The organism is Idiomarina aquatica (genome assembly GCF_004362895.1).
Classification (GTDB): domain Bacteria; phylum Pseudomonadota; class Gammaproteobacteria; order Enterobacterales; family Alteromonadaceae; genus Idiomarina.
This window is the reverse complement of sequence record NZ_SNXI01000014.1, coordinates 48,885-72,095: the sequence shown is the minus strand read 5'-3', so window position 1 is coordinate 72,095 and position 23,211 is coordinate 48,885. Positions and strand designations below refer to the sequence as shown.

At 49.0% G+C, this 23,211-nt stretch carries 20 protein-coding genes; 8 read left to right on the top strand and 12 right to left on the bottom strand.

Going from position 1 to position 23,211, the window contains the following annotated elements; genetic code table 11:
• Positions 1-77: 77 nt before the first annotated feature.
• Positions 78-872 carry a response regulator gene (locus DEU29_RS10255; RefSeq protein WP_133540263.1) on the bottom strand — a complete coding sequence of 265 codons (795 nt, stop codon included), beginning with the start codon at positions 870-872 and terminating at the stop codon, positions 78-80.
• A 107-nt stretch (positions 873-979) separates the two neighbouring features.
• On the opposite strand from DEU29_RS10255, the gene DEU29_RS10250 reads away from it, so the two are divergent.
• Positions 980-1,285 carry an STAS domain-containing protein gene (locus DEU29_RS10250; RefSeq protein ID WP_133540262.1) on the top strand — a complete coding sequence of 102 codons (306 nt, stop codon included), beginning with the start codon at positions 980-982 and terminating at the stop codon, positions 1,283-1,285.
• The gene (locus DEU29_RS10245; RefSeq protein ID WP_133540261.1) at positions 1,285-2,967 is read left to right on the top strand and encodes a SpoIIE family protein phosphatase; all 1,683 of its coding nucleotides are present in this window, start codon (positions 1,285-1,287) and stop codon (positions 2,965-2,967) included. The genes DEU29_RS10250 and DEU29_RS10245 overlap by 1 nt, the downstream gene beginning before the upstream one ends.
• Here the strand turns inward: DEU29_RS10245 and yciH are convergent.
• Genes yciH through DEU29_RS10230 form a run of 3 tightly spaced genes read right to left on the bottom strand, consistent with a single transcriptional unit; the run spans position 2,948 to position 4,794 of the window.
• The gene (gene yciH / locus DEU29_RS10240) at positions 2,948-3,283 is read right to left on the bottom strand and encodes a stress response translation initiation inhibitor YciH (protein WP_133540260.1); all 336 of its coding nucleotides are present in this window, start codon (positions 3,281-3,283) and stop codon (positions 2,948-2,950) included. The genes DEU29_RS10245 and yciH overlap by 20 nt on opposite strands.
• Before the next feature lie 3 nt (positions 3,284-3,286).
• Entirely contained in the window at positions 3,287-4,042 is a 756-nt protein-coding gene (locus DEU29_RS10235) for a hypothetical protein (RefSeq protein ID WP_133540259.1), read from the bottom strand.
• A gap of 41 nt (positions 4,043-4,083) precedes the next feature.
• On the bottom strand, positions 4,084-4,794 hold the full coding sequence (locus tag DEU29_RS10230) for a sensor histidine kinase (protein WP_133540258.1): 711 nt from the start codon (positions 4,792-4,794) through the stop codon (positions 4,084-4,086).
• A gap of 72 nt (positions 4,795-4,866) precedes the next feature.
• Here DEU29_RS10230 and cysB point away from each other — a divergent pair, with 72 nt between their 5' ends.
• The gene (gene cysB / locus DEU29_RS10225; RefSeq protein ID WP_133540257.1) at positions 4,867-5,841 is read left to right on the top strand and encodes an HTH-type transcriptional regulator CysB; all 975 of its coding nucleotides are present in this window, start codon (positions 4,867-4,869) and stop codon (positions 5,839-5,841) included.
• Positions 5,842-5,858: 17 nt separating this feature from the next.
• Here the strand turns inward: cysB and DEU29_RS10220 are convergent, their stop codons facing one another.
• The 3 genes from DEU29_RS10220 to pabB all read right to left on the bottom strand — a co-directional run bounded on the left by DEU29_RS10220 (position 5,859) and on the right by pabB (position 9,402).
• Positions 5,859-7,232: an L-serine ammonia-lyase gene (locus tag DEU29_RS10220; protein WP_133540256.1), complete on the bottom strand. Its 1,374-nt coding sequence runs from the start codon at positions 7,230-7,232 to the stop codon at positions 5,859-5,861.
• A gap of 113 nt (positions 7,233-7,345) precedes the next feature.
• Complete coding sequence (locus DEU29_RS10215; protein ID WP_133540255.1) at positions 7,346-7,960, bottom strand: CoA pyrophosphatase; 615 nt, start codon at positions 7,958-7,960, stop codon at positions 7,346-7,348.
• On the bottom strand, positions 7,957-9,402 hold the full coding sequence (gene pabB / locus DEU29_RS10210; protein ID WP_243734559.1) for an aminodeoxychorismate synthase component I: 1,446 nt from the start codon (positions 9,400-9,402) through the stop codon (positions 7,957-7,959). Before pabB ends, DEU29_RS10215 begins: the two co-directional genes overlap by 4 nt.
• Before the next feature lie 145 nt (positions 9,403-9,547).
• Here pabB and DEU29_RS10205 point away from each other — a divergent pair, with 145 nt between their 5' ends.
• Positions 9,548-11,071, top strand: a complete 1,524-nt coding sequence (locus DEU29_RS10205) for a fumarate hydratase (protein ID WP_133540254.1) — start codon at positions 9,548-9,550, stop codon at positions 11,069-11,071.
• A gap of 12 nt (positions 11,072-11,083) precedes the next feature.
• Positions 11,084-12,391 (top strand): DNA recombination protein RmuC, encoded by a 1,308-nt coding sequence (gene rmuC / locus DEU29_RS10200; RefSeq protein ID WP_133540272.1) that lies wholly within the window; start codon positions 11,084-11,086, stop codon positions 12,389-12,391.
• On the opposite strand, the gene DEU29_RS10195 is transcribed toward rmuC, so the two are convergent.
• Together DEU29_RS10195 and cysZ are read right to left on the bottom strand one after the other, a co-directional pair.
• On the bottom strand, positions 12,276-12,713 hold the full coding sequence (locus DEU29_RS10195; protein ID WP_133540253.1) for a hypothetical protein: 438 nt from the start codon (positions 12,711-12,713) through the stop codon (positions 12,276-12,278). The two genes, rmuC and DEU29_RS10195, sit on opposite strands and share 116 nt — an antisense overlap.
• 90 nt (positions 12,714-12,803) lie before the next feature.
• On the bottom strand, positions 12,804-13,544 hold the full coding sequence (gene cysZ, locus DEU29_RS10190; RefSeq protein WP_133540252.1) for a sulfate transporter CysZ: 741 nt from the start codon (positions 13,542-13,544) through the stop codon (positions 12,804-12,806).
• A gap of 117 nt (positions 13,545-13,661) precedes the next feature.
• Between cysZ and smc the strand changes: the two genes are divergently transcribed.
• Genes smc through ligA form a run of 3 tightly spaced genes read left to right on the top strand, consistent with a single transcriptional unit; the run spans position 13,662 to position 20,207 of the window.
• Positions 13,662-17,123: a chromosome segregation protein SMC gene (gene smc / locus DEU29_RS10185; RefSeq protein WP_133540251.1), complete on the top strand. Its 3,462-nt coding sequence runs from the start codon at positions 13,662-13,664 to the stop codon at positions 17,121-17,123.
• A 34-nt stretch (positions 17,124-17,157) separates the two neighbouring features.
• Positions 17,158-18,162: a cell division protein ZipA gene (gene zipA / locus DEU29_RS10180; RefSeq protein ID WP_133540250.1), complete on the top strand. Its 1,005-nt coding sequence runs from the start codon at positions 17,158-17,160 to the stop codon at positions 18,160-18,162.
• A 26-nt stretch (positions 18,163-18,188) separates the two neighbouring features.
• Positions 18,189-20,207 carry an NAD-dependent DNA ligase LigA gene (gene ligA, locus DEU29_RS10175; protein ID WP_133540249.1) on the top strand — a complete coding sequence of 673 codons (2,019 nt, stop codon included), beginning with the start codon at positions 18,189-18,191 and terminating at the stop codon, positions 20,205-20,207.
• A 10-nt stretch (positions 20,208-20,217) separates the two neighbouring features.
• Here the strand turns inward: ligA and DEU29_RS10170 are convergent, their stop codons facing one another.
• The 3 genes from DEU29_RS10170 to gloB are packed head-to-tail and all read right to left on the bottom strand — an operon-like array spanning position 20,218 to position 23,195.
• Entirely contained in the window at positions 20,218-20,730 is a 513-nt protein-coding gene (locus DEU29_RS10170) for a hypothetical protein (RefSeq protein WP_133540248.1), read from the bottom strand.
• A gap of 3 nt (positions 20,731-20,733) precedes the next feature.
• A complete protein-coding gene (locus DEU29_RS10165; protein ID WP_133540247.1) occupies positions 20,734-22,380 on the bottom strand; it encodes a LysM peptidoglycan-binding domain-containing protein in 1,647 nt (548 codons plus the stop codon).
• Positions 22,381-22,433: 53 nt separating this feature from the next.
• On the bottom strand, positions 22,434-23,195 hold the full coding sequence (gene gloB / locus DEU29_RS10160) for a hydroxyacylglutathione hydrolase (RefSeq protein ID WP_133540246.1): 762 nt from the start codon (positions 23,193-23,195) through the stop codon (positions 22,434-22,436).
• Between the last annotated feature and the right edge of the window lie 16 nt (positions 23,196-23,211).

The window sequence follows — 23,211 nt, the reverse complement described above, 5'->3', positions numbered from 1 at the left end:
GATGTACTCGCGGGCGTCTTTCTCAAGCGGGGTTCAAAAGCCCCAGCCTAATTGCCGAGGGGCCCACCGGCCCTTTTTTATTGGCTCAGTAGCTTACTTAGAATACCGCGCAGAATTTCCGGTTCGAACGGCTTATCGGTGAGGGCGTCGACGCCGCTTTGCTTAACGTTGGCCAGTTGTGGCTCGTTGGCTCGTGCGGTTACCATCAGCAGTGGGGTGTGGGCGTGAGCGGTGTTGTTTCTAACATACTGCGCTAACTCACTACCGTTAATCTCCGGCATGTTAAAGTCGGTGACGATTAAATCAAATTGTTGGTCGGCCAAAATATCAATAGCCTGCTGGCCATTTTCAGCCTCAACACAATGTTCAACCCCCATGTTTTCCAGTACCCGTCGCAAGACGTGACGCGAGGTGGTGCTGTCATCAACTATCAGTACCCGTAAGTCCTCAATATCGTAGAGATCTAACTCCAGGTGCTCCGGGTCAAGCAGATCGACAGTAGCTTTTATTGCTCGTTGTAGTTGTTCAGGGGTAAAAGGCTTGGGTAGAATGGCGACTATACCCGACTGTTTGAATTGTTCCAGTTGGTCAGCACGATGCTCACTGGATACCAGCATAAAATGTATCGTGTCCTGTAATTGCTGCGCATGAATATGCTCAATAAGTTCGTGAGCAGTGCCGTCAGCAAAATACATGGCACTGGTAACGATGTCGGGTTGCCAACTCTGGATCAACTGTTTGGCCTCAGCTAATGTTGCAGCGCCGCGGGTTTGATCTAAACCAGCTTGGTTTAAATGCTGAGAAATGACTTTGCGTTGTACATCAGAGGGTTCTACCAACAAAATTCTTAGTTGGTCTAGCGCTACGGACATAGTAGGTTAGGCTTTGATTAGTGATGCAAAAAGATTATGGGATTTAGCAGACAAACACAATCAAAAAAATATATCCTAGCTTAATAACAATCAAAAAAGAGGTTTATATGGGGGTTACGCGGGAGTTTTCGGCCGATCAAAAACAGCTGGTTATTGCGATTAAGGGCAAGTTTGATTTCAGTTTAGTGCAGGAGTTTCGTCAAGCGTACAGCCATGTTGGCGATACCCAGCCGCTGGTCATTATCGATCTGCGCGAAACCGAGTACTTGGACAGCTCTGCTTTGGGTATGCTGATTAATATGCGTAAGTCGTTGGGTAGCAGTGTAAAAGGCATTCAGCTTATCAATGCGCGCCCGGATGTTAAGCGTATTTTGGATATCTCTCGTTTCGATAAAATGTTTACTATCAATTAATGAAAATTCTGGTTGTAGACGACCAAAAAGCCAACCAAATCATGCTCGAGGGTTTGCTGACAGGCATGGGGCATAGCGTGGTTTGTGTCGACAATGGGCAACGTGCCCTGGAAGTGTTTAACAGCGTGCAACCGCAAATCGTGCTGTTGGATGTGATGATGCCGGTGCTAAATGGCTTTGAGACGGCTCCCCGTCTAAAAGAACTGAGTGGCAACGTACACCTGCCTATTATTTTTATTACCGCCCTGGATGCTAAAGATACCTTGCTACGGTGTCTGCAGGTGGGTGGCGATGACTTCCTGAGCGTGCCGTTTGAGCCGGTGGTACTGCAGGCAAAAATCAGTGCCCATGGTCGCGTTAGAGAGTTAAGTTATTCGCTGGCGCAAAAAAATAAAACATTGAACTGGCATTCTAATCGTATGGAGCGTGAGCAAAGCGTGGTGCAGCACATGTTGCACAATGCCCTGCGAGAAAATGAACTTAATAAGCCTTATATAAAAAGCTATTTGCGCTCGGTCAGCACCTTTAACGGTGACTTGTGTTTGGGCAAAGAGGGGCCTTTTGGTAACTATTACCTGTTTCTCGGCGACTTCACTGGTCATGGGTTGGCTCCCGCCACCGGTACCTTGCCTCTTTCACAAGCATTTTTTGGGATGGCGTCACGCGGTTTATCGGTAAGCGATATGGCGGCTGAATTTAATCAGCGGCTATTAAATTTGTTACCTGATGACATGTTTTGCGCTGCACTTATTATTGAGTTGTCGCCGGGCGGCGAGCGCTTAACGTGTTGGAACGGCGGTATACCTGACGCCCTGGTAATCAATTCGTCAGGCGAGGTTCAGCACCACATTCCGTCTCGCCATATGGCGCTGGGTATTCTATCGACTGAGGATTTTGATAATCAGGTCGAACACTTATTTGTTAGTCAAGATCACAGTGTTATCGCCTTCACTGATGGCGTGGTAGAAATGCAATTAGCGGATAAGGCCATGTTGGGTGAAGCGGGTTTTACCCAAATGGTGTCGCGAGCGTGGCAATGCGATCCTGAGCAGGCTTTTGAAAATGTGTGTCAGCAGCTCAAGCAAATGATGGATGCGAATCAACAAATACATGATGATCTATCGTTAGTAGTGCTTGACTGTAAGCGCAACGCACCCGTCGATAGTAAACAATCAACCGAACACAACCACCTGCCATTTACACTGTCAGTGACTATAGGCAAGCGTGAAGTAGAGAAGCTTGATCCTATGCAGCAGCTGGTTGACTCTTTAGGCAAGCTAGAGGCGTTGAAAAGCCATAAAACAACGTTGTATTTATTATTTGCAGAGTGCTTTAACAATATTTTAGATCATAACGTACTGCAGCTGGATTCAGATATGAAGGAGGTGCTGGGATTTGAACGTTATTATGTAGAGCGTCAGCAGCGCTTGCGGCAAAACCAGGACTTCGCCATTCAAATTGATATTCATTACACACCGGTCGAGGAGCGGATAAGTTTTGCTATTAGCTCAAACGGCGAATGCCCCTTTCCGGTAGACCGCACAGGCGAGTCCGTTGCCACTAATGAACAACTCTTTGGTCGGGGCCTGGAACTGGTTAAGAACTTTGCAGATAAAGTAGAGTGGCGTGAACAGGGACGTATTTTATTTGTCGACTACGATCTCAGCCGCCCGCCAGCTTAACCCGGTATTGTTGTTTTTCCAGCCATTGCTTTGCAGCTTGTCGCTGGTCACCTTGTAACTCGATGGTGTAATCCTTAACGGCGCCACCAACACCACAGTGTTGTTTTAATTTTTTCGCTATTGCTTTCAATTCTGTTTCGGGAGCGCCGATACCGGTGATAATGGTTACGCCTTTGCCTTTACGGCCTTTAGTCTGGCGTTGAATGCGGACAATATCATCGCCTTCGGGAATTACTTCAGGCTCCGGTTCAGCATCCACTTTGCCGCTGTCTGTCGAATAAACTAATTGGCTTAATTGGTCTTTCCAATCGGTCATGGTTTACCACTTTTTCTTCGGTTGGAACAATTCTTCCAGTTCGTCCTGCTTGCGATTTGCCGCGTCTCGCGTGTTGACATCGCGCAGTTCGCTGGTGATTTGTTCGAGTGCCTGGCTAATCGTTGCCGAACGTGATTCGATGTAGTCATCGCTGTAGCTCTGATCTTCGAGCGTGCGTTGGGCTTTTTCGTAGTACTGACGCGCTGATCCTAACATATGACCTTGATAGGCATTTTGGCCGCGTCGAATTAACGTCTCAACGCTAATTTTTAGTTGCAGCTTTTGTAAACGAGCATCTTCTGTGGTGTAAACATGGCTGTCAACTTTACCGCGCGCATGTTCTGAACGCAGTGCACTGCGAAGCCGCTTGAGTGCGTTGATCATGGCGATAATTTGTTTATCGTTGTGCGGTAATTCAAATTCCTCTGTGATCAGCGAGGTGTCGTTACGATCCATCTGCTGCAGGCGTTGGTCATAATCTTTTATGCGTGCTTTGTAATCGTCGCTGGGGCTGACTTCATCCATTCCCGCTAATAACTCACGGGCACGAGAGTTGAGTACGGCTAACATCGACTTGCCGATGGGGAAGTAACTGGCCATGTTGAGCAAATCCTCGACTTGCTCCAGCGCAGCCCGAAATTTTGCCAATTTTTGGCGTCGGGCGATGTCCTGTTTTTGCTTATGCTGCTGCACAGCGCCAATCATGACCGCTAATATGGCCAGCAAAATAATCAGCGAAATTATAATGGTGTATAACATGCGATTTCCGGTTGTTAGACCCGTATTATTATCAGTTTTTGTTAGGGCAATACCAATTTAAACACACTACCGCCCAGCTGTCCGCCATTTTGCAATTCAATATAACCCTTTTTGCCATTGCGTTCATGTGCTTCTGCAATTTGTTGTGCAAAGTATAAACCCAGCCCGGTACGCGAGTCTTCATTGGGTTGAGTTGCGCCCAGTGTCGGCACGGCATCGAGCATTTCTTGCGGATAACCGGGACCATTATCATTGATGCTCAGAGTAACCCCGCCGGTTTTAGATTGCTGCGCCGTAATAACCAGTTTATCGGCGGTATAGCGCATGGCATTAATGACTATGTCGTTTAACAAGTTAACTGTCAGGTCGCGATCGCAAAATGCGGTGCATTCCTCAATACCTTGTTGCGTCAATTCGATGCCGCGTTGCTCCAGGTATAGTTCATTGTTCATCACCACTTCTTCGATAATTTCATCCAGGTATTGGTGTTCAATATTCAGCGCCTGACCATTTTGCTGATGACGGTATAATTGCAGTAACTGCACCAGGTTGGCATTAATACGTTGAGCTTCGTAATGTACGTGAGCGATGTCGTTACCCAGCGTTGTGTCCTGAGTTCGGTCGATGACGGATTCCAGTTGCTGCAGAACTAAAGCGAGCGAATTTTTCATGTCATGCACGGTACTTGCGAGCACCGTCGAAAAGTCGATACCGCGATCAGAGCAGGATTCAGGTAATTTAGTGTTTGGCATAAATAATCAATTTACTATATTATTTTTTTATAATACCCATTTTTGAATGCTTGCATAAACAGGTTGATGACTATGAAGTTACAGCAATTAAGATACATTGTCGAAGTGATGAATCACAATCTAAATGTGTCTTCGACTGCCGAAAGCTTGTTTACCTCGCAGCCGGGCATCAGCAAACAAGTACGCATGCTGGAGGATGAGCTGGGCGTTCAAATTTTTGGGCGCACCGGTAAGCACCTTACACATATTACGCCGGCAGGGCGCGAAGTTATTGATATTGCACAGCAGGTACTGGAACAAGTTAATGCCATTAAAGCGGTAGCTGCGGAACATAACCAACCGGACTGTGGCAAGCTGAATATTGCCACCACGCACACTCAGGCGCGTTACGCGTTACCGTCGGTGATTCAGCGCTTCATTAAGCAGTATCCCAAAGTATCGTTGCATATGCATCAAGGATCACCGCAACAAATAAGTGAGGCAGCAGCTAAAGGGCGTGCAGACTTTGCTATTGCAACTGAAGCCCTGCATTTGTACCAAGATTTGATTATGTTGCCTTGTTACCACTGGAATCGCTCGATTATTGTCACCAAGGATCATCCGTTAGCGCAAATTAGCCAGTTATCGATTAAAGATATTGCAGATTACCCGTTGGTTACTTATGTGCATGGTTTTACCGGACGTTCTGAGTTAGACCGGGCATTCGCATCAGCGGGTAAAGAACCACGTATCGTGTTTACTGCAACCGATGCGGACGTGATAAAAACCTATGTGCGTATGGGGATAGGTATCGGGGTAGTTGCCTCGATGGCTTACAACGCTGATGAAGATCGCGACCTTGTCGCTATTCCGGCTCACCATTTATTTGAGCCCAGCACCACCAAAATCGGTTTTCGTCGCGGCACCTTTTTGCGTACCTACATGTACGACTTTATAGAAAACTTTGCCCCGCACCTAACCAAGCCTAAGGTTGAGGAAGCGATGCGGTTAAAGACTCACGAGGAAATCGAACAACTGTTTGCTAAGCAAGAATTGCCGACACTATAGTGCCGGCAATGTGTTAACTAGCATTCGATAATATTGACCGCTAAACCGCCGCGCGCGGTCTCTTTATACTTGGTCTTCATATCATTACCGGTATCCCACATGGTTTTTATCACTTTATCCAGCGATACCTTGTGGTTACCATCACCACGCATAGCTAAACGTGCAGCGTTGATGGCTTTAATGGCGCCCATCGCGTTACGTTCAATGCAGGGAACCTGAACCAATCCACCGACCGGATCGCAGGTCAGCCCCAGGTTATGTTCCATACCAATTTCAGCCGCGTTCTCAACAGTTCTGGGTGAACCTCCGGTGAATTCAGCCAAGGCGGCGGCTGCCATTGAACAAGCTACGCCAACTTCACCCTGACAACCCACTTCTGCACCTGAGATTGACGCGTTCTTTTTATACAGGATACCAATGGCTGCGGAAGTGAGCAGGAACCGCACCACGGCATCTTCGTCGAGTTTTTCGATAAACTTATCGGCATAACTCATAACCGCCGGGATAATACCTGCGGCGCCGTTGGTTGGCGCGGTAACGATGCGCCCGCCGGCGGCGTTTTCTTCATTTACAGCCAGGGCAAATAAATCGACCCAGTCCATAAACTGCATCGGTTCGGTGGTTTTTTCTTTTTTCAGGCGCTGATATAACGCCGAAGCGCGGCGCCGCACTTTCAAACCACCCGGCAGAATGCCCTCGGTACTGATGCCGTTCTCAATACTTTGCTGCATGGTTTTCCAGATCTTCATCAGACCTGCGCGAATATCCTCTTCGCTGCGAAAAACTTTTTCATTCGCCATCATTAACGAGCTGATGCGCATGCTATTTTCTTCGCAGTGCTCGAGTAATTGTGCCGCCGTGTCAAACGGGTAGGGGATAGGCTTACTGGACTGCTCAATGGCTTCTTCCAGAGTTTCGTCAAAGTCCTCATCGCGAACGATAAAGCCGCCACCAATTGAGTAGTATAAATCTTTGTAGAGAACTTCTCCGTCTTTTAGTAAACGCAGTTCCATTGCATTCGCATGCTTGGGCATGGTTTTACGGCGATGGAACACAATAGCGCCCTCGCGCGGGAACTTGACTTGCTTCTCGCCCAGCAAATTAAGTGTTTGCGTATCGTTAGTTTCAGCCAGAAAGTTATCGACATTATCAGTATCAACAGTTTCCGGCAGTTCACCGGCCAGTCCCAGAATAACGGCTTTGCCGGTACCATGGCCTTTACCCGTTTGGCCAAGCGAACCAAATAGCTCGACTTCGACCGCATCGGCGTTTTGTAGGTGTCCTGCGTCCTTAGCTGCATTTAAAAAGTCGTAGGCAGCGCGCATAGGCCCTACGGTGTGAGAGCTTGAAGGACCAATACCAATTTTATAAATGTCAAAAACACTGATCATTAGTGATTAACCTGTTTCACTTAAATGTATTTACAACTTATTGTCGCATGCAGAGCCAGGGGGTTGGCAAGCATTTCGACATAATTAATTCGCCTATCTTATACCGGCCGCAACTAATTGAGTGGTCGGACTTTGTGGCGAGCCTCGGGTTGTAACTGTTCAGCAAGCTCACGCAAAATACCCGCAGTGGCGCCCCAAATATTGCGGTGCTGCCAGGGGATAAAATAAACACGGTCGTAAATAAATTTTTTAATACGGTAGGCGTAATGATTGTTCAGATCGAGGATATCTGCCAGTGGAACTTCAAAAATTTCTGCCACCTCACCAGCTTCAGCCACTAACGCTTGTTGCGGTTGGACAAAGCCAACATAGGGGCGGATCATAAAATTACTCAGCACCGGATAATCCTGCAAGCGACCAATGACTTCGACTTGTTGTCTCGGTAAACCGATTTCCTCTTCGGTTTCGCGTAGTGCCGTAGTCAGTAAATTGCGGTCATGATGTTCATAGCGACCACCGGGGAAACTAATTTGACCGGCATGCTGGCGCAGCTTTGCCGAGCGTTGTGTCAAAATAAGCGATAATCCGTGCGGACGTTCAATCAGCGGTATCAGCACGGCCGCGGGGCGCAGACGCTTGCGTAATGGCTCATCGACCCGACGCGTCACCGGTGCGTGAGGGTGCAGATTAAAACGACGGATAAAGTCGGCGCGGTTTTTGATACTCATGATGACTCCAGTATGGGCAAAATACGCGCGACTTTATCCAGTGTTTCCTGGTATTCGGCATCGCTGTCAGAATCAACCACCAGACCGCCGCCGGCCCAGCAATACAAGTCATTGTTTTCGGCCAACAAGGTGCGAATGGTGATACTGCTGTCACTGCTACCACAAAGCGACAAGTAAAGCATCGAGCCACAATAGATATTGCGGCGGTTGGGCTCGAGCTCTTCGATAATTTGCATCGCCCGCACTTTAGGCGCGCCCGTTATCGAACCGCCGGGGAAGGCGCCCTGATACAAATCGAATACCGATTTTTGCGGATCCAGCTGTGCCTGTATCGTTGATACCAAGTGGTGTACCGCCGGAAAACTTTCAATGGCGAACAGATGCGGGACGTCGATAGTTCCCGGCAGACAACTTCGCGACAGGTCGTTACGCAGTAAGTCTACGATCATGAGGTTTTCGGCACGGTCCTTTTCAGCGTTTTGCAGTGCGTCGCGCGAGCGTTGATCAGCATCCGCATTACTAAAACGCGGGCGTGTTCCTTTTATCGGCTTGGTCTCTACCCGTGCTTGTCGGTCAACCGACAAAAAACGTTCCGGTGATACGCTTAAAATACTGCTGCCGGGTAAGCGCATAAACGCTGAGAATGGCGCGCCATTTTGTTGCCGCAAACGCAAATAGGCCTGGTATTCGTCGCCGCAATAACGTGCTTTAAAGCGTTGTGCCAAATTTATTTGGTAACAGTCGCCGGCTAACAGGTAGTCATGGACACGATTAAAACGTTGTTCATAACCGCTGCGGTCCATATTACTTTGCCAGCCGGAACTCAACGAAAATGGTTTATGCGCGGGCAAAGGCGCGTCCAGCCATGAGTCGAGCACCTGCTGATGGCTGTTATCCGGTGCTAAGATCCAAAGTCGGTGATGGCGTTTATCCACGACCAACGCCTCGCTATAAAAACCAAGTCCTGCGATAGCTGTCTGGTACTCGGTTTCATTTGTTGCCGGCAAATGCTCGATTTGGCGCCCCAAGTCGTAGCTCAAATAGCCAGCCATACCACCATTAAAAGGTATTTCAGCATGTGGGGTTACATTAAAACGTTGCTGCATAAGCTGGTTAAGGTGTTTTGCTGCAGCTAAAAACGAAGGCTCCGATGCCAGCCTGGATGCAAGGCCTTGTTGCGCTAACTCAGGATCGCAAACTTGCAATTCGGCACCGCAATCCGTTGCCTGCAAAAAACAGCGTGGCTGCTTTAGTAAAATATGAAAACGGCTGTTAACGTGTTCGTCGGCAGCCGAGTCTAGCCACAGGCTGTAGTCCTTGTGTTGATGTCTGGCCATGACATCGGCCAGCCAAACATCAAGTTCAGCGTTAGCGGCCGGTAAAATGTGGTCAAAGGCGTTCCAACTCAGGTTTTCTGTACGCTGGTTTAACACGTTAGTCACTGGCGTTCAGTCTCTCTCTGCACTGACGGATGCGGCGATTATATCACAGCGCTTCAGCGACTGGTCAGCGTGCGCTTAAAACGCTATTATGCGCGATGTTATTCTGATTTTACGGCTACAAGCCCTAACCATGAGGTGTTGTTGGATGGCTACTATTCGTCAAAGCGACTTTATCGAGAGCATCGCGGACGCGCTGCAATATATTTCTTATTATCATCCGTTGGATTTTATTCAGGCACTGGATGAGGCGTATCAACGTGAGCAGAGTGAAGCGGCTAAAAATGCGATTGCTCAGGTGCTGACGAATTCGCGTATGTCAGCGCAGGGTCACCGTCCGATTTGTCAGGACACCGGTATCGTCACCTGTTTTGTAAAAGTCGGCATGGGCGTGCAGTGGGATAAAACTGACCTCACCGTGCAGCAAATGGTGGACGAGGGCACTCGCCGTGCCTATACCAACCCGGATAATCCGCTGCGAGCGTCGATTGTTGCAGATCCTGCCGGCGCACGTAAAAACACGGGTGATAATACGCCGGCTGTTGTGCACCTGGACATGGTTGCCGGCGATACCGTTGAGGTTATGATTGCTGCAAAAGGCGGCGGCTCAGAAAACAAATCAAAAATGGTCATGCTCAACCCCAGTGACTCTATCGCTGACTGGGTTGTCGAAACTCTGCCCAAAATGGGCGCAGGCTGGTGCCCGCCGGGAATGCTGGGGATCGGTATTGGTGGTACAGCAGAAAAGTCTGCGGTGCTGGCAAAAGAATCACTGATGGATCCGGTCGATATTCACGAATTGATCGAGCGCGGCCCGCAAACAGCTGAAGAAGAGCTACGCCTGGAAATATTTAACCGGGTTAACGATTTAGGTATTGGTGCGCAGGGCTTGGGTGGCTTGACTACGGTGCTCGATGTAAAAATCAAATCGCTGCCAACTCACGCTGCGTCGAAACCCGTTACCCTGATACCCAACTGTGCAGCAACCCGGCATGTTCACTTCACGCTGGATGGCTCGGGTGTGGCAGACTTAACCCCGCCGAAACTGGAAGACTGGCCTGACGTCACCTTCGAACTCGGTGATGACGCGCGCAGAGTGAACCTGGATGAAGTCACTAAAGAAGACATCCAGGATTGGAAAATGGGTGAGACGGTATTGTTGTCCGGTAAATTGCTAACCGGCCGTGATGCCGCGCATAAGCGTATTCAGGGTATGATCGAAAATGGCGAATCGCTGCCGGTCGACTTTAATAATCGCTTTATCTACTACGTTGGTCCGGTTGATCCGGTCGGCGACGAAGTTGTGGGCCCGGCCGGTCCTACCACCTCGACGCGAATGGATAAATTTACCGATATGATGTTAGAGCAAGCCGGCATCATTGGCATGATTGGTAAGGCCGAGCGCGGTCCGCAAGCGGTTGAAAGTATTCGCCAACACAAAGCGGTGTATTTGATGGCGGTCGGCGGTGCTGCGTATTTAGTTGCTAAAGCGATCAAACAAGCTAAAGTCGTTGCGTTTGAAGATCTTGGCATGGAAGCAATCTACGAGTTTGAAGTAGAAGATATGCCGGTGACCGTAGCGGTCGATAGTGATGGCACTAACGCGCATACCGAGGGTCCTGCTATCTGGAAAGTTAAAATTGCCGATATGCATGACAAAGCAGGAGCGTAAACGGTGGCAGAAATGCTGACACAAGAGGGTATTGTCCTGTGGGCAATACCCTTATTTTTTGTGCTGCTGCTAGCAGCTGTCGCATTGACCCTGTTAGTGAATGCGCGCAAACAAAACCAGCAATTGCAACAGCAACTGACTGAACAGCAACAACGCACAGACGAATTACGTGAGCGGGCACAGTACGCTGAGTCGCAGCTACAGACGTTGCGTGCAACGGCGATGCAGGAGCGTCGCAATGCCGATGACAAACTGCGCTTATTACAAGCGTCTGAGGAGCGCTTGACGCAACAATTCGAGAATCTGGCTAATAAGATTTTTGAGCAGAAATCACAGGGCTTTCAGCAACAAAATCAACAAACTCTGAGCGCCACGCTGGCACCATTTAAAGAGCAATTGGAGTCTTTTAAGCGGCAGGTAACCCAGCAATACACGGACGAGGCCAAAGAACGCAGTGCATTAAAGTCAGAGGTGATGAGTCTGCGCGAACTTAACCGTCAAATGGCGCACGAGGCCGAAGCGTTGACAAAAGCGCTGAAGGGAGACACCAAGCAACAAGGTAATTGGGGCGAATTGGTGCTGGAACGCATTCTAGAGCAATCCGGGTTACGCGAGGGGCATGAGTATAAAACCCAAAGCCATCACCGCGACGAAGATGGCCGCAGTTTTAAACCGGACGTCATCGTGCACTTGCCGAACCAAAAAGACGTGGTTATTGACTCGAAGGTTAGCCTGGCGGCTTACGAGCGTTATTTTAACAGTGATGATGACAGCGAGCGCGAACGCTTGTTGAATGATCATGTACAGTCGCTGAAGCAGCATATCAAGCAACTCGGTAAAAAGAATTATCAACAGTTGGAAGGGCTGCGGACACTGGACTACGTATTGATGTTCGTGCCGGTCGAACCGGCGTTTTTACTAGCGGTTGATCGTGAGCCCGAGCTTATAAAACTGGCGCTGGATGAACAAATTATGTTGGTCAGCCCAACCAACTTATTGGTGGCTTTGCGCACCGTGCACAATATTTGGCAGTACGAGTATCAAAACCGCAATGCCGAGAAAATAGCGATTGAAGCGGGAAAATTATACGACAAGTTCGTTGGTTTTATCGAAGACCTGGAAAAAATAGGCGGTAGTTTACAAACCCTCGATAATCGCTATCAAGAAGCCATGAAAAAGCTAACCAGCGGCCGTGGCAACCTGGTTAGCCGGATCGAAAAGTTTCGCGAAATGGGCGTGCAGACCAGCAAGCGGATTGCGGATAACTTGCTGGACGATGACAGTGCGGGTTCCAAATCGGACTCACCTGACCGCAAATAAAACGTTGTTCGTTAATGATTACCATACAGAGGCGATGTTCAACGTCATGGTGTTGACCGGAACAGCTGGTCGAACGCAGTTTTAGCGCCAGTGTCATACGGTTATCGTCATTCGCAAAGCAGAGCGCAGCAAAGGCGTGTTGCAATTGTCGCTGTGCTTCCGGCGGGTGACAGTTAAACCAGCGTTTAGGGGGCGATAACCGTTGCTCATTAGGCAGTTCATAGAGTTGTTGTAATGCCTGACTCATCAGCAGAACGCCGGTATCAGGGTGGTATAGGTAAACCAGTGTGGCATGGGGTGTAGCATTGGGGATTGATGTCATAACGCTGTCCTTAAGTGAATTAAAGCGAATTTAATCCAGTTTAAAAACAGCGATATAATTTTCTAGCGGGGTAAGACGTACCCCGCCGTCTTACTGAAGCGCCTTATCGCGGTAGTGATCGACCCACATAGCCGTTGCGCCTGCGACAGCCAATGGCATCACGATTAAATTCACTAGTGGAATCATGGTTAATACAATAATACCGAACCCAAAGCCTAGTGATTTACCCTTTTGCGCCCGCAGTTCAAAGCGCATGCGGTCAAATGGTAATTTATGATTATCAAACGGGTAGTCCAGGTACTGGATGGCCATCATCCAGCTAATCCAGAAAAACCAAATAACCTGACCGATAACCGGTAGTACTAAAGACAACAAGAAGAATCCGATTGCGCGTGGCAGGAAGTACCACATTTTTTGCAACTCACGCCCCAGAGTGCGGGGAATATCTTTGATGAGCCCGGCAATGCCTTCATCGCTGACGGTTTGACCGCTTTCGTAGCGTTCGACTTTTTCCGACAACAAGCCGTTAAATGGCGCGGCTATAAGATTAGTGACCGAGGTAAACAAAAAATAGAACATTGCGAGGATAAAAATAACCAGCAACGGGTAGATAAGATATTCAACCCATTGAAAGTAACTGGGTAACCAACCTATAACCTTGTCAGTCCAGGCTTGGGTGGTTACCGTAAGCCAGTAAACCGCGCCACCGAACAATAGAAAGTTAATCGCAATTGGTATCAGTACAAAGCGTTTTAAGCCTTTGGTTTGAATAAGCTTTAGGCCTCTTGCAAGATAGGCCAGGCCGTTGTCGCTGTAAATTGCACTACGCATGCTAACATCACCCTTTTTTGACTAGCGTATATCAGTATCTTTAATGCTAAGATGGTAGCCCGAGGCGGCAGTGGATGCATCCTTGAAATTGTTACAAAAAACGATATAACGACATAAATGCGGCTAAAACATATAAAGCTGGTCGGCTTTAAATCCTTTGTCGACCCAACAAAAGTGCCTTTTCCGGATCAAATGACGTGTGTTGTCGGGCCGAATGGCTGTGGCAAATCAAACGTTATTGATGCCGTGCGTTGGGTGCTGGGCGAAAGCTCGGCAAAGAATTTGCGTGGCGATGCCATGACTGACGTTATTTTTAACGGTTCGTCGTCGCGTAAACCTGTGTCACAGGCCAGTGTCGAGCTTGTTTTTGATAACACCAGCGGTCGTATTCAGGGTGAGTTTGCCGCATTTAAAGAAATTTCTGTCAAGCGCCAGGTTACCCGGGATGGCCAGTCCAATTACTTCTTAAATAGCAGCAAATGCCGTCGTCGCGACATCACCGACTTATTTCTGGGAACCGGCCTGGGTCCGCGTAGCTACGCCATTATAGAGCAGGGCATGATCTCGCGGTTAATCGAGTCGAAGCCGCAAGAGCTGCGCGTATTTATCGAAGAGGCAGCAGGTATTTCTAAATACAAGGAACGCCGCCGCGAAACAGAAAACCGTATCGGACACACCCGCGAAAATCTGGAGCGTATCAGCGATGTACGCGAGGAATTAGGCCAGCAGCTGGAAAAGCTGCAACGGCAGGCCGCCGCTGCCACGCGCTATAAAGAGCTTAAAACCAAAGAACGGCAACTCAAAGGCGAGCTGTATGCCATTCGCTGGCTTCAGCTGGAACAACAGCGTCAACAATTACAGCAACAATTAACGCAACAACAAACCGAGCTTGAACGCTGGCAAACCGAACAGACGGGCGATGAACGTGGCGTCATTGAACGCCGCGAGCGGGCTGAGGAGTTAAAACAGACGGTCGATGACCAGCAGCAACAACTTTTTACTGTGTCTAATCAAATTACGCGGTTAGAACAGCAACTCCAACACCAGCAACAACTTTATCAACAACAACAGCAACGCCGCGGGCAACTGCAGGGTGAACTGCAGCAGTTGCAACAACAAGCCGGCGAAGATCAGTCAGAATTACAACACATCGAAGTGCAAATTGAGCAGTTGCTGCCGGCAACTGAGCAGGTAGAAGAGCAGTTGCTGGTAGTGGACGAACAATTAGATGAAACCCAGCAGCAATACGACCGATTACAGCATCAACAAAATGACGCGCTGCACCAGCAACGACAGTTGCAACAACAAGTTCAGCAACATCAGTTACAGCAACAGCGATTGCAACAGCAGCTGGAACATACGCAAGAGCAGTTACAAAGCCTGTCTATCGATGCGTTAAGTGAATCGTTGCAACTAGCTGAACAGGAATGCGAGCAGGCGCAACAACAACTCGAGCAGGTACAGCAGGACTATTTGGCTGCCGAGCAAGCGTTGCAGCAAACCAATGCGACACACGACAAGCAGCAGCGTCAGTTAGCCGAACAGCAGCAACAATATACTGCGACAGAGCGTCAGCAAAACCAGCTAGATGCGCGCCGTGCTGCGTTGCTGCAAATTCTGCAACGGCAACAGCCTCAATTAACTAGCAATGCGCAACAATGGCTCGAGCGTCACGGCGCCAAGCCGCTGCGTGAAATGTTACAGGTCGAGGCGCCGTGGCAGGCAGCCATCGAGCGTGTCGCCGGGCCCTGGCTGAGTGGATACTGGTTGAACACCGCACCGAAGGAAGCCGTGCCTGAAGGTGTCAGCGTCGCATGGCCAGACGATAGCGATACGGCAAGCGGTCAATGCCCGCGCGCATCGTCGGTGGTAACCGGCGCTCTCAAGCAATGGCCGTGGCTGAATTATTGCGCGTTAGTGGCTGACAAAGCTGAGGCTGACAGCGCCTTTGCACAACAACCCGATATACTCATCGCCTTAACAGAGCAAGGCCATTGGTTTAGTCGTTGGTCGGCAGATTGCGAAACGGTTAGTGATGAAGACAGCGTGTTGGTAATGCAAGCTGAAGTCGACAATCTGCAGCAGCAAATCGAGCAAAGCCAGCAGGCGTTGAGTGAAATTAGCAGCGAGGTTGAGCAAAGCAAAAGTGAGTTACAGCAGCTGCAAAGGCAACAACAAACAGAACAACAGGCATTGCATGCGTTAGCGACCCAAAAAGCAACTAACGAGCAACAGCTGCGGTACGCGCGACAGCAATATCAGCTTGATCAGCAGCGCCAACAGCAAGCTTTGCAGCAACGCGAGCAATTACAACAACAGCAGCAACAATTAATTGCACAGCTAGACGATGTGCAACAAACGCTGGCACAAACGCAGCAGCAACTTGACGAGTTACCCGAGACGGACCAGCAACAATTGCAGGATTTGCAGCAGCGGCTTCGCGATCAGCAACAACAGCAACAGCAGTTACAGAGTAAAAAACAGCAACTCATGCTGCAACAACAACACCTAACTCAGCAGCAACAGCAACAACAAAAGTTGCATCAACGGCATAATGAGCGCTACGAGGCGCTGCTGCAGGAGCTAGAACAATTAGCCGAAGACCTGGAATCGAGCGAGCAGCAAGCCGAGCAACGAGAACAATTACAGCTGTTGCTGGAACAGCGGCAGCAACAGGAAGAAGTGCTGACTGAGTCGCGCGACCATTTAGCGCAGTTAGAAAACGAGTTGCACGAGCTAAGTCAGGGGAGTGCGAGCCTGCGTGAAAAAGTAGCGCAATTGCAGCAACAGATGCAAAGCACTGAAATAGAACTGGCAAAACTGCAGGAACGCACGCAATCGGTGGTGCAGGCGTTAGCAGACAATAACAGTAACTTAAAAGAGTTATTGCAGACCTTACCTGAAGATGCCCGGGAAAGCCGTTGGCAGCAACAACTGGACGACGTGCAAAACAAAGTCAAACGGCTGGGCGCTATTAACCTGGCGGCTATTGAAGAAGCTGAAACGCAAAAAGAACGAAAAGACTACCTAGACCAGCAGTTTGATGATTTATCCTCGGCGCTGGAGACCTTAGAAGCCGCGATTCGAAAAATCGATAAAGAGACCCGACAACGATTCCGGCAGACGTTTGATGCGGTAAATGCGGATCTGCAAACGTTGTTCCCCAAGGTGTTTGGCGGGGGCAGTGCGCGACTTGAATTGACGGATGACGATTTATTGGAGACCGGAGTTGCCATAATGGCGCAGCCTCCGGGCAAGAAAAATAGTACCATTCACCTGCTAAGTGGTGGTGAAAAGGCGTTAACCGCTTTATCATTAGTTTTTGCTATTTTTAGACTTAATCCGGCACCTTTCTGCCTGCTGGATGAGGTGGACGCGCCGCTGGATGATGCCAACGTTGCTCGTTTTTGCCGTTTGGTCAGTGAAATGTCAGAATCAGTACAGTTTATTTATATAAGTCACAACAAAGTGGCTATGGAAATGGCGTCGCACCTGGCAGGTGTGACAATGCAGGAAGCCGGCGTATCACGACTCGTCGCTGTTGATGTAGAGCAAGCGGTCGCAATGACCGAAAGCTAAGCAAGAATTAAAATAACTAAGGGTTGGCAACTGAATGAGCAATCTACAGATCACGTTAAGCATTGTTGGTGTGCTGCTGATTATTGCAATCATCGGCCACGGCTTGTGGACGATGCGCCGTAACAGCCAAAAAATGACGCAACAAAAAGAACAGGTAGCTGCTAAGCGGCAGCGAGCCTCGGCAACGAATGCCGGGTTTGATGATGACGGCGTCGGCGAAGTTCGGGTCGTTAAAAAACGTGAGCATGCGCAGCCAGATACTGATGACAAGACGGCTAGTACTCATAAGCCTAATCTGAATGAATCCAAAAGCTCAAAAGTAAATACGGCGCCGAGCGCAGACGATGAGATTGAGCAAATGTCGATGAACCTGGATCTTGAGGACGACAATACACCGTTGCCTTCCATGCGGGTTAACAAAGATGAAGCAGATGCACTGCAACAGGCAGAGTTCGAATTAACGGCAAACGATAATGACGAGCAAGCAGAAGCAGCGCCCGAGCCGGATATAAAAGCAAAAGCTGAACCCGAGCATGACCCTGAGCCTGAACCCGCTCCAGAGTTAGAACCAGAGTCGACTGCTGCTGAACCCACCATGCAAAAATCAACACCGCCGCCGGCGCAGGAAGTTATTTCGTTATTTGTTAAAGGTTCAGTACAGGGCGCTGTGTTATTGCAAATGATGACCGAACTGGGGTGCAAGTTTGGTGAGATGGGCATTTTTCATCGTTACGAGCAAACCTCAGGTAACGGACCATTAATTTTTAGCGTTGCCAATATGTTTAATCCAGGCACCTTTGACTTAGATAACATCGAAAACTTTGAAACCGAAGGGGTAGCGTTGTTTATGACGTTACCACTGGATTATGATGGCCAGCAGGCGTTTAACATGATGCTTAATGCCGCTAAAAAACTGGCGATGGAAATTCCGCAAGGCCAGGTGCTCGATGGCCAGCGACAGGTGTTATCGCGTCAATCCATACAAAAAGCACACCAAACTATTCGTGAATTTGAAAAGGCTCAGGCCGGTAGTGTCTGAGCGTTCAACCGTGAGCCGTTTTTAAGATGTCAGAACACGAACAACAAGCAAAACAGCGTATTCAGCAGCTGCAAAAACTATTAACCCGCTATAACCGTGAATATTATGAGTTGGATGAGCCATCGGTACCCGATAGCGAATACGATGCTCTATTCCGTGAGTTACAGCAGTTAGAACGCGACCATCCAGATTTAGCATCGGCCAATTCGCCGACCCAAAAGGTTGGCAGTAAACCGCTAGATAAATTCGATACCGTGGCACACGAAGTGCCCATGCTGTCGCTGGATAACGCTTTTGATGAGGATGAGTTCGAGGCGTTTACTCTACGGGTAAATGAACGTCTGGATAGTTCAAACAATATCACCTATTGCTGTGAGCCAAAACTCGATGGTTTAGCGGTGAGTATTTTATATGAGAATGGTAAGTTGGTGCGCGCTGCGACACGCGGCGATGGTTACCGTGGCGAAAACATCACTGAAAACGTTAAAACAATACGTAACGTGCCGTTAGAGCTATCGTCTGAAGCACCTCAGCGGCTAGAAGTGCGTGGCGAAGTGTTTATGCCCACAGCTGCGTTTGAGGCCTTTAACGAGCAAGCACGAAAGCGCGAGCAAAAGGTTTTTGCTAACCCCCGTAATGCAGCTGCCGGTAGCCTGCGGCAACTCGACTCGCGCGTTACCGCGAAGAGACCATTACACTTTTATGCCTACAGCCTGGGCGTTATTGACGAGCAGGCGGAGCAGGCATTACCGAATAGTCATTATCAACGTTTACAGCAATTGGCGCGCTGGGGCTTACCCATAAACGATGAAGTGAAAACAGCAGCAAGTGTTGCTGAGTGTGAAGCATTTTATAATGATATTTTCGCGCGTCGTGATGAATTACGCTACGAAATTGATGGCATCGTCTACAAAGTTGACGCGATTGCGTTGCAACAGGATCTCGGCTTCGTGGCACGGGCCCCGCGTTGGGCAATCGCAAGAAAGTTTCCCGCACAAGAACAGTTAACTACCATTACCGGCGTCGATTTTCAGGTCGGCCGAACCGGAGCCATAACCCCGGTAGCTCGGTTAGAGCCTGTTAACGTTGGCGGCGTCACGGTTTCTAACGCGACCTTACATAATGCCGATGAAATTGCGCGGCTGGGCGTGCGTATTGGTGATGTAGTCAGTATCCGCCGGGCGGGTGACGTGATCCCGCAAGTGGTCAGTGTGGTCGAGGAAAAACGCCCTGGGCATACCCAGGCAATTGAGTTTCCGACGCGCTGTCCGGTTTGCGACTCGGAGATCGAACGGGTGGCCGAAGAAGCTGTTGCGCGCTGTACCGGCGGTTTGATCTGTGCTGCGCAGCGTAAAGAAGCGATAAAACATTTTGCTAGTCGCAAAGCCATGGATATCGATGGTTTGGGCGATAAAATTGTTGAGCAATTGATTGAGCGCGATTGGATAAAGTCACCGGCAGACCTGTACAAATTAACTGAACCGATGCTGGCATCGTTGCCGAGGATGGGTCAAAAGTCAGCCAAAAACCTGGTTAATGCGATTGCGGCAACGCGCGAAACAACTCTGGCACGGTTCATTTATGCGCTGGGAATCCGCGAGGTTGGCGAAGCGACTGCGGCCGCTTTAGCGTCATATTTTCAGCAATTGGATGCAATCACTGAAGCGTCAGTTGAGCAACTGCAAGAGGTCGACGATATTGGTACTGTGGTTGCGCAGCATATTCATGCGTTCTTTGCCGAACCGCATAACCAAACCGTAGTGCAGCAGCTACGAGAGATTATTGAATGGCCTGAAGGCGAAGCCGTAGGACCCGTCGATGATCGTTTGGCAGGCAACACCTACGTGTTGACGGGAACCTTGAGTTCAATGACCCGGGATGAGGCAAAACAGGCGCTAGAAGCGTTGGGCGCTAAAGTTACCGGTTCAGTGTCTAAAAAGACCACCGCTGTTATTGCCGGCGAAGCCGCCGGGTCGAAGCTTACGAAAGCAGAAAAACTTGGCGTAGTGGTGTTGTCCGAGGATGAATTAAAGGCGTTGCTTTGACGCCTCGAAGTTAACGCCTTGAACTCAAGTCACGGATTAGGCCGTTACCGTCAATCTCGCTGATACCATCTTCGTCAAACGAAAACTTTAACGACGGGTGTGTGGTATCTAGCAAAAAGCTACGGTCGTCGATGTAAACCACCAGGTGCTTGACCGGCTCATCTTCATCAAATTCGCGGCGCGGCTTTATAGCCACCTTGTGGCCGCCTAACGCTAACTCAAATGATTCAAAAAAGCCGTCGGCAAATTCAGCGATGTATAATAATCCATCGTCGTTAACGATAACGTTAAGAATGTAATTCGGTGGCGGCTCATCGGTCCGCATTTTGGCGTTACCTGCCTTAAAAACAAAGGTGCCATAGGTTTTTTGATAGGAAAAGCCAAACGTCAGCGGTTCAGTGCGGCCACTGGGGTAGGTAACTTTACCTTCACCTGAGGCATCCCATTCCTGCGCTACGGATTTATTGGGTAATAAAAACAGCGCTGCTAAAACGATTAAAACAACTGACGTGAGATTTTTCATTGGTTAACCACTTACGTTTGTAACATCAACTTTTAGGGTCAGACGTTGCCCGGGTTGCAGGTAGCGGCTGCGATTTATATTATTCCATTTTTCAATATCACCAATAGTGACATTAAATTTATTCGCAATGCGAGCCAGCGAGTCACCGTTTCTGACTTGGTAAGTCACTGTTCTAATTAAGCTTGCACTGCGCTGGCTCGGTGCTTTGCTGTCACTCCAGATTACCAGTTTTTGACCAGGGCGCAAGAAATCCCCCGGGGCCATACCATTCCACTTGGCTAGCTCACGGGTACCGACATCGTAGATGCGACTGATATCCCAGAGCGTGTCTCCGGACTGCACCACATACTCGGATTTTTCTCCTTGCCGCTGTCGCGTCTGGGTAGCCAACAGTCGCTGCCCCTGTGACAGTGTATAGTCATCTAAATCGTTGCTGGCGACGGGGATCAGCAAAAACTCACCAGCTCGGATAATATGACTACTAATATCATTAACCTGCTGAATGACATCAACGGAGGTGTGATACTTTTTGGCGATAGTTAACAAGCTCTCGCCCGATTGAACCTGGTGACGTTGCCAGTTTAACCATTGCTTGGGATCAGTTGCTGCAATGGCTTGTTCAAAGGTATTGGCATTTTGTTGCGGCAGTAATAGTCGGTGCGGGCCGCCCGGAGCGGTAGACCAACGGTTATACGCGGCGTTGTAGCGGTGCAGTTCTGCCAATGGCATAGCCGCCATATCGGCGGCTTTAGCCAGGTCAATTTGTGCCGGCAGTTCAACAACTTTCAGAGAGGGCTGATTCTCAATGGGATACCAAACGATGCCATACTCATCGGTGTTTCGTAAAATATCAGATAATGCCAGCAATTTAGGTACGTAAGCGCGCGTTTCGCGGGGTAGATCAAGTGACCAGAAGTCAGTCGGTTTGCCGGCCCGCTGGTTTTTTCGGATAGCATTGCCGACGCGCCCCTGACCTGAGTTATAGGCCGCTAATGCGTGTAACCAGTCGCCGTCAAAATAGGCATACAAATCTTCCAGGTAGTCTAGCGCTGCGTGAGTAGCCGCATAAACGTCACGACGGCCGTCGTACCACCAGTTGATATCTAAACCGTAATGACGAGCGGTCCCCGGAATAAACTGCCAGACTCCGGCAGCACTGCCATGGCTGTATGCGAAGGGATCAAAAGCACTTTCTACAATGGGCAGAAGCACCAAGTCCATCGGCAGTTTACGCTTTTCGATCTCTTCTACAATTAAGTGTAAAAAAGGCTCTGCTCGTTTACCGACACGCTGCAGATATTCAGGATGGCTAACATACCAATTGCGTTGTGAACGTAAACGTTGATTGTCCGGAGCCTCAAATTGCAGATTTTGCCGAATACGCTGCCATAGATCCTGTTCGGGCAAAGGTTCTTCAGCAACAGGTTGTTGATGAAACTCCGCTGTACCTAATGCAATTTCTGGCACGGTTTGTAAGGATTTCGGCTCTACTTCAGCTGAGTTGTCAGGTGCCCGTTTGGCGACAGTTTTATTGGTTTCTTCGGGTTCTGACTCAGACACAAACCATGTCTGTGGCGATGTACTTTGGCAGCCGCTTAATACAAGGGCAGAGACCAGAGCAATGGCAAAAGGGGCTTTCGTCAACTTCATGCAAATAACGTCTCGTTAAAGTTTTTGTTTAAAAACGCGTCAAGTTTAATGAATTACAGGTTGTCTTTCCACTGTCTTATGCACCCGAACACATCGGCAGCGCTATCTAAGGCTCGCTCGGCATGCTGCTCGGCAGCGCTTATTACGGTGGGCTGGTCAAAACGTAAAAATGGATTCATTGCCAACTCCAGCTGCAGACTGCTGGGCAAAGTGATTTCGTTTTGCTGACGCATTAGCTTTACTTTTTCCAGATAACTGTTTAGCAGTGCATTGTCGGGTTCTACCAACACTGCAAAGGTTAAGTTTGCCTGGGTGTACTCATGCGCGCAGAAAACTCGCGTGTCGCCCGGTAATAGACGAAGCTTTTTTAACGACTCGACATACATCTCCGGGTTACCTTCGAACATGCGTCCACAGCCACCTGAAAATAACGTGTCACCGCAAAATAAATAGCCGTTACAGTAAAAACTAATGTGGTCTAAAGTGTGTCCGGGCGTTTCAAATACCTCAAATGATAAACCGAGTCGGGAAAATTTATCCCCTTCTGACAGAGACGCGGAAATTGCGGCTATGTTGCTATTTTTAGGACCAAAAACAGGTGCCGGATAATCATTAAGTAATGGCGCTAAACCATCGGTATGATCCCAGTGGTGGTGAGTGATTAAATAACTGTCGATAGTGGCATTGTTATCACTAAGCCACTGCCGCACAGGTTTATCATCGCCGGGGTCTACCACGATGACTGCGGGCTCTGTGGTCGGTTGAATAAGCCAAATATAATTATCGTTGTATGCTTTGATTGGATGCACTCGCATATCGACCTCATTAGCG

Coding starts and splice junctions, on each gene's coding strand:
- smc (WP_133540251.1), top strand. CDS start 13,662: ATGCGGCTAAAACATATAAAGCTGGTCGGCTTTAAATCCTTTGTCGAC.
- DEU29_RS10230 (WP_133540258.1), bottom strand. CDS start 4,794: ATGCCAAACACTAAATTACCTGAATCCTGCTCTGATCGCGGTATCGAC.
- DEU29_RS10220 (WP_133540256.1), bottom strand. CDS start 7,232: ATGATCAGTGTTTTTGACATTTATAAAATTGGTATTGGTCCTTCAAGC.
- DEU29_RS10245 (WP_133540261.1), top strand. CDS start 1,285: ATGAAAATTCTGGTTGTAGACGACCAAAAAGCCAACCAAATCATGCTC.
- DEU29_RS10215 (WP_133540255.1), bottom strand. CDS start 7,960: ATGAGTATCAAAAACCGCGCCGACTTTATCCGTCGTTTTAATCTGCAC.
- DEU29_RS10165 (WP_133540247.1), bottom strand. CDS start 22,380: ATGAAGTTGACGAAAGCCCCTTTTGCCATTGCTCTGGTCTCTGCCCTT.
- cysB (WP_133540257.1), top strand. CDS start 4,867: ATGAAGTTACAGCAATTAAGATACATTGTCGAAGTGATGAATCACAAT.
- ligA (WP_133540249.1), top strand. CDS start 18,189: ATGTCAGAACACGAACAACAAGCAAAACAGCGTATTCAGCAGCTGCAA.
- DEU29_RS10170 (WP_133540248.1), bottom strand. CDS start 20,730: ATGAAAAATCTCACGTCAGTTGTTTTAATCGTTTTAGCAGCGCTGTTT.
- DEU29_RS10250 (WP_133540262.1), top strand. CDS start 980: ATGGGGGTTACGCGGGAGTTTTCGGCCGATCAAAAACAGCTGGTTATT.
- DEU29_RS10255 (WP_133540263.1), bottom strand. CDS start 872: ATGTCCGTAGCGCTAGACCAACTAAGAATTTTGTTGGTAGAACCCTCT.
- yciH (WP_133540260.1), bottom strand. CDS start 3,283: ATGACCGATTGGAAAGACCAATTAAGCCAATTAGTTTATTCGACAGAC.
- rmuC (WP_133540272.1), top strand. CDS start 11,084: ATGCTGACACAAGAGGGTATTGTCCTGTGGGCAATACCCTTATTTTTT.
- zipA (WP_133540250.1), top strand. CDS start 17,158: ATGAGCAATCTACAGATCACGTTAAGCATTGTTGGTGTGCTGCTGATT.
- DEU29_RS10195 (WP_133540253.1), bottom strand. CDS start 12,713: ATGACATCAATCCCCAATGCTACACCCCATGCCACACTGGTTTACCTA.
- DEU29_RS10205 (WP_133540254.1), top strand. CDS start 9,548: ATGGCTACTATTCGTCAAAGCGACTTTATCGAGAGCATCGCGGACGCG.
- gloB (WP_133540246.1), bottom strand. CDS start 23,195: ATGCGAGTGCATCCAATCAAAGCATACAACGATAATTATATTTGGCTT.
- DEU29_RS10235 (WP_133540259.1), bottom strand. CDS start 4,042: ATGTTATACACCATTATAATTTCGCTGATTATTTTGCTGGCCATATTA.
- cysZ (WP_133540252.1), bottom strand. CDS start 13,544: ATGCGTAGTGCAATTTACAGCGACAACGGCCTGGCCTATCTTGCAAGA.